We start from the raw sequence: 5,333 nt of genomic DNA, 5'->3' as shown, positions 1-5,333 counted from the left end.
TCCCGCAGGATGGCGAGCAGCAGAATGGCGGGCAAAATACCCAGCAAGGTGGCGATCAGGGCCGCAAGCCGGTGGCTGCTCCCGTCGACCAGGGTCCGCCGCCCACCGACGACAGGGCCGCACAGCAGGAGATCAAGCCCGAGAAGATCGTCCCGGTGACCGAGGAGAAGGGCACGCGCGTAGAGCGTGCGCCCGATGAGATCGCCCGCGATCGTCGGCGTCCGAAAGGCGTCGACGTCGTCAGGAAACTCGGCGATCGCGTCATCCTGCAGTTCAACAACCAGACATTTGTCCAGAGCAATGATGCCCCGCGCGTCACCCGCGGTGCCAAAGAAGTCTACTATGAGGATCTGTCGGGCGATCGCACCCGGGAAATCGTCGAGCGCGACAACGGTGTCCGGATCGTCACCATCCGCAACCGCTATGGCGACGTTATCCAGCGTTCGCGCATTGCGCCGGATGGACGCGAATATGTGCTGAGCTATGTCGACGAGCGGCACTATGAGGATGACAGCGACTGGCGTGATCCCGGCGACGACCTGCCGCCGATGCGGCTGACCATCCCGCGCCGGGAATACATCCTCGATTCCGAGGACGTCGAGAGCCCCGATGACTACTACGAGTTCCTCGAACAGCCCCCGGTCGAGAAGGTCCAGCGCCTCTATTCGATCGACGAGGTCAAGCGTTCGGCCCGCGTGCGCGACATCGCACGTCGCGTCGATCTCGACACGCTCAACTTCGAATTCGGTTCGGCCTCCATCTCCGACACCGAGGTGCAGAAGCTCGAGGGCGTAGCGACGGCCATGGAGAAGCTGTTGAAGAAGAACCCGGCCGAGACCTTCCTGATCGAAGGTCACACCGACGCGGTCGGCACACCGGAGGCTAACCTCGCTCTTTCCGATCGCCGTGCGGAAGCGGTGGCGGAGGCTCTGACCAATGCCTTCGGCATCCCGCCGGAAAACCTGACGACACAGGGCTATGGCGAGGAGTATCTGAAGGTCAACACGGCGGCGCCCAACCGCGAGAACCGCCGCGTCGCCATCCGCCGCATCACCTCGCTGGTGGCACCGGTCGCCAGCAACAATTAGGTCATGATTTCAAAATCATGACCCGGTTTGTGGAATCGGCAAGAGAAGCATCCACCCCCGGCACAGCCGGGGGTGAATGGATGTGCGGGGTTCAACAAGAATTGTACGGGCGTTAGACACGGCTCATTGAATCGCGAGCGCAGCCACCCCAGATTCGGTGCTGGGCGTTCCCTGCCCCGTCCCGACTCCAGCGGGACGCATTGAGCCCCGCCGGACTTTGTTCGGCGGGGTTTTTTGTCTTGCAAACGGTGGCGGCCTCGTCGAATACGGCCATTGTCTGAGAGATAACCAGCCGGAATCATCCCATGAAGCGTCTCGAACTCGCCATCGAATCGATCATTCTCGCTTCACGCTGGCTGCTCGTCGTTTTCTATATAGGCCTGGCCCTGGCATTGGCCGTCTATGCGCTGTCCTTCGGCAAGAAGCTCTATGAGTTCATTAGCCTGGCGTTCACGCTCGGTGACACCGACACCATCCTGAAGATGCTCGGCTTGATCGATGCCGCGCTGGTTGCCTCGCTGGTGGTGATGGTCATCATCTCGGGCTACGAGAATTTCGTCAGCCGCTTCGACGACCAGGACGGCGGTGTGCACTGGCTGGGCACCATCGATGTCGGTTCGCTGAAGGTCAAGGTTGCCTCGACCATCGTCGCCATCTCGTCGATCCACCTCTTGCAGGTGTTCTTGAACTCATCGTCCTACACGACCGACCAGTTGATGTGGCTGACCATCATCCATCTCGCCTTCGTCGTCTCGGCGCTCATGCTCGCCTATATCGACCGGCTGATGGGCCTGAGCAAAGGCAAGAAGGACGAGGCGTGAGCCTGCGCCTGCCGGACGTTGAATCAATCCCGCAGGAACGATGCCCTACCGCCTTGTTCGAGCAGGGCTTTCCCATGACTCTGCTGGTGGCGAAGGGCTTGGCTCGACGCCCGTCGCGTCAAAACGAAGAGCTCTAGTAAATATTCCTGATCTTGCTGTCCGTGCGGGCAAACACCTCGTCGGGAACAAAAAAGTCGCCGGCCAGCGGCCCGGTCGCATCAGGCGCATAGATCGAGAAATCGCTGACGCCCTCGGCGCGCAGCACCTCTTCGTCGATGTAGAAATTGCCGGTCGCTTCGCGCGCCGGCCGCATGAAGATGGCATGCGCAGCATCGGCCATGATGTCGGGCAAACGGCTCATTGCCGCCACCGTCGCGCCGCCCAGCAGATTGCGCACGGCTGCCGTGTCGATGGTCGAAATCGGCCACAGTGAATTGACGGCGATGCCGTCCTTGGCGAACTCGGCGCTCATGCCCAGCGTGCACATCGACATGCCGAACTTGGCCATCGTGTAGGCGACATGATTCTTGAACCACTTGGCCTTCATGTCGAGCGGCGGTGCCAGATTCAGGATGTGAGGATTGCTGGCCAACTTCAGGTGCGGAATGCACATTTTGGACACCAGGAAGGTGCCGCGCGTGTTGATCTGATGCATCAGGTCGTAGCGCTTCATGTCGGTTTCCAGCGTGCCGGTGAGCTGGATGGCGCTGGCATTGTTGACGCAGATATCGATGCCGCCGAACTTTTCCACGGTCCTGGCGACCGCCTCGGCCACCTGTGCCTCTTCACGGATGTCGCACAGCACGGGCAGCGCCTTGCCGCCGGCCTGCTCGATCTCTTCTGCCGCGCTATAGATTGTGCCGGGCAGCTTCGGATGCGGTTCGGCGGTTTTGGCCGCGATCGTCACATTGGCGCCGTCGCGCGCCGCGCGCAGCGCGATCGCCAGCCCGATGCCGCGCGATCCGCCGGAGATGAACAGCGTCTTTCCCTTGAGCGACATTTCCTTGCGCCTCCCTTGCAACACGTCAGACGCCAAGCTTTGCGCGGCGGGCGACCACAGCGCAAGACCCGACACGCCGGACACCGCGTTACGCAGCGTAGGGTTTATGACTATACCAGCACCAGCCCCTGCCGCATCGCAGTGGCAATCGCGTCGGTGCGGTTGGCGGCACCGAGCTTGATCAGGATTGCGGCGACATGGAACTTCGCGGTGTGCACGGAAATGTTCAGCCGCCGCGCGATCACCTTGTTGGGTGCGCCCTCGGCCAGCAGCGCCAGCACTTCCGCCTCGCGCGGCGACAGCGAAGGACGGACGGCATGCTCGTCGGAGGCTTCATCTTCGAACGGCTCGCCATCGCCAGTATGGAAATCCTCATGGCGTCCGGTTCTGCGCTCGCCCGATACCCGATAGCCGGCCGCCGCCAGCCGCGCCGCCGCAGCGATCAACAAATCGTCCGCGCCCGTTTCGAGGACGGCCAACACCTCGCCCGCGGGCCGTTCGCCATTGGCGCCTCCCGATAGCAGAACCCGGGGAATGGCGGCCGGCACGGCACCGCCGCTCATGTCGTCAACGATGGCGACGTCAGCCCTGCCGGCCACCACCGGCAGCAGGTCATCGCTCGCGGCCAGCGAGGCCGCCAGGCGCTCGGCGCGCGACGCATCGCCAAGCGCAATCAGCACCACCAGCCGCCGCGAGACGGCACCGTCATGCATGATCCGGTCGCTGGTGAGCGTGTCCATGGATGCCCTCAGCTCAGCGGCTTTTCGCCGATGGTCAGCCCGACATCGCGCTGTTCGCCGCCGCGCACCACGCCGAGCGTCACCGAAGCGCCCGCACTGTCTGGTCCGAGCCTGCGGATCAGGTCGCGCGGGCCATGCACCGCCTCACCGTTCCACGCCACGATGATATCGCCGAGAGAGAGACCGGCGGCCTTGGCGGGACCATCGTCATCGAGGCTCATCACCATCGCGCCATGCGCGTCGCGGTCGCGTACCGGATGCAGGCCGGCGCCGAGATAACCGCGCGCGACATGGCCCTTTTCGCGCAGCGTCGCAACCGCCCGCTCGATCGTCTCGTAAGGCATGACCAGCGCCCGGTGGCGCGGCCCGAACAGCAGCATGCCGATCAGCGCACCCTTGGCGTCGAGAACCGGGCCGCCCTCGAAACGGCCGCCGGCACCGACGGCCAGATTGATGCGCCGGTCGATGGTGCCGCCGCGCATCGAGCGCCAGGCCGGACCGACTTCGCCGACCGAGCCCGAAACGGCCAGAGCCGACCCGTTGCTATTGCCGATGGCGATGGCAATGTTGCCTGGCCGCACCGCGTCAGCCCTAGCCAACGGCACGGCGTTGATGGCCGTAGCCGGCTTCAGCAGGGCAACGCCAGTCGACGGATCGCGGCCGACCAGTTCTGCCTTCACCGCCTCACCCGAGGCCAGCGTCAGTTCGATCTCCTCGCCGGCCTCGACAGCCTCCTCGGCGGTGACGAAATAACCGTCACGCCAGTGGAAGGCGCTTGCCGTGCGGTGATGATGCGTGGCGAAGCCAGCCGTTGCCGGTGCCGCCTGGGCGGCGAGATCGGCGATGGCTTGCGAAAACGCACTCAGATTGAAATCGCTCATATTGGTCTCCTGGGTTCATCCATGCCCCAGATATCGCTCGACAGCGCGTTCAGAGGTACTCGCCTGACGGCTAGTTGCCGGTTTGACTGGCCATCTGGTCAGGTCGCGGCGGTTCCAGCCGCTCCGCACATATAGTGCGTGTCGCCCAAAAGTGCTCAGCGGTTTTGGGACAACGACGCGCACAGGAAAAAAAATCATCCTTTCGCCCGAAAATACGGAGCCCTTCCATGGCCCTCGCCGCAGCCAAATTCGAACCTGACGATACATTGCTCGACGCATATTCGACGACCGTTGCGGACGCCGTCGACCGCATCGGCCCGGCCGTCTGCCGCATCGAACGCGTCGGCGGCCAGGGCGGCCACGGCTCCGGCTTCGTCATCGCGCCGGACGGACTGGTCGTTACCAATTTCCACGTCGTCGGCGATGCCAGGACAGTGCGCGTCTCGATGCCGGACGGCGCCTCCCGCGAAGGCCGCGTGCTCGGCCGCGATCCCGACACCGACATCGCGCTGGTGCGCGCCGACGGCAGCTTTGCCGATGTCGCACCGCTCGCCGATTCCAAGCGGCTGCGGCGCGGCCAGATCGCCATCGCCATCGGCAATCCGCTCGGCTTTGAATGGACCGTCACCTCCGGCGTCGTCTCGGCGCTCGGCCGCTCCATGCGCGCCTCGACCGGCCGGCTGATTGACGACGTCATCCAGACCGACGCAGCGCTCAACCCCGGCAATTCCGGCGGGCCGCTGGTTTCGTCGGCCGGCGAGGTGATCGGCGTCAACACCGCCATGATCCATGGCGCGCAGGGC

At 64.2% G+C, this 5,333-nt stretch carries 6 protein-coding genes; 3 read left to right on the top strand and 3 right to left on the bottom strand.

The genetic code is table 11. The annotated features are described in order from the left end of the window. Together EN991_RS22200 and EN991_RS22195 are read left to right on the top strand one after the other, a co-directional pair. Positions 1-1,088, top strand: a 1,088-nt coding sequence (locus EN991_RS22200) for an OmpA family protein (protein ID WP_164769289.1), incomplete at its 5' end; no start/stop codon positions are given. 305 nt (positions 1,089-1,393) lie between these two features. After that, positions 1,394-1,909 (top strand): TIGR00645 family protein, encoded by a 516-nt coding sequence (locus EN991_RS22195; protein ID WP_013530171.1) that lies wholly within the window; start codon positions 1,394-1,396, stop codon positions 1,907-1,909. 133 nt (positions 1,910-2,042) lie between these two features. Here EN991_RS22195 and EN991_RS22190 read toward each other — a convergent pair whose 3' ends face one another. The 3 genes from EN991_RS22190 to EN991_RS22180 form a co-directional block, all read right to left on the bottom strand. Then, on the bottom strand, positions 2,043-2,909 hold the full coding sequence (locus tag EN991_RS22190) for an NAD(P)-dependent oxidoreductase (RefSeq protein ID WP_013530170.1): 867 nt from the start codon (positions 2,907-2,909) through the stop codon (positions 2,043-2,045). Positions 2,910-3,019: 110 nt separating this feature from the next. Continuing rightward, positions 3,020-3,649, bottom strand: coding sequence for a helix-turn-helix transcriptional regulator (locus EN991_RS22185; protein ID WP_127369561.1), 630 nt, complete (start codon positions 3,647-3,649; stop codon positions 3,020-3,022). 8 nt (positions 3,650-3,657) lie between these two features. Beyond that, positions 3,658-4,530 (bottom strand): S1C family serine protease, encoded by an 873-nt coding sequence (locus EN991_RS22180; RefSeq protein WP_127369560.1) that lies wholly within the window; start codon positions 4,528-4,530, stop codon positions 3,658-3,660. Positions 4,531-4,757: 227 nt separating this feature from the next. Between EN991_RS22180 and EN991_RS22175 the strand changes: the two genes are divergently transcribed. Then, a partial coding sequence (locus tag EN991_RS22175; protein WP_127369559.1) for a trypsin-like peptidase domain-containing protein occupies positions 4,758-5,333 on the top strand: 576 nt, incomplete at its 3' end.

Source organism: Mesorhizobium sp. M7A.F.Ca.US.005.03.2.1 (assembly GCF_003997795.1).
GTDB classification, from domain to species: Bacteria; Pseudomonadota; Alphaproteobacteria; order Rhizobiales; family Rhizobiaceae; genus Mesorhizobium; species Mesorhizobium ciceri.
This window is presented reverse-complemented; position numbering and strand designations above follow the sequence as displayed.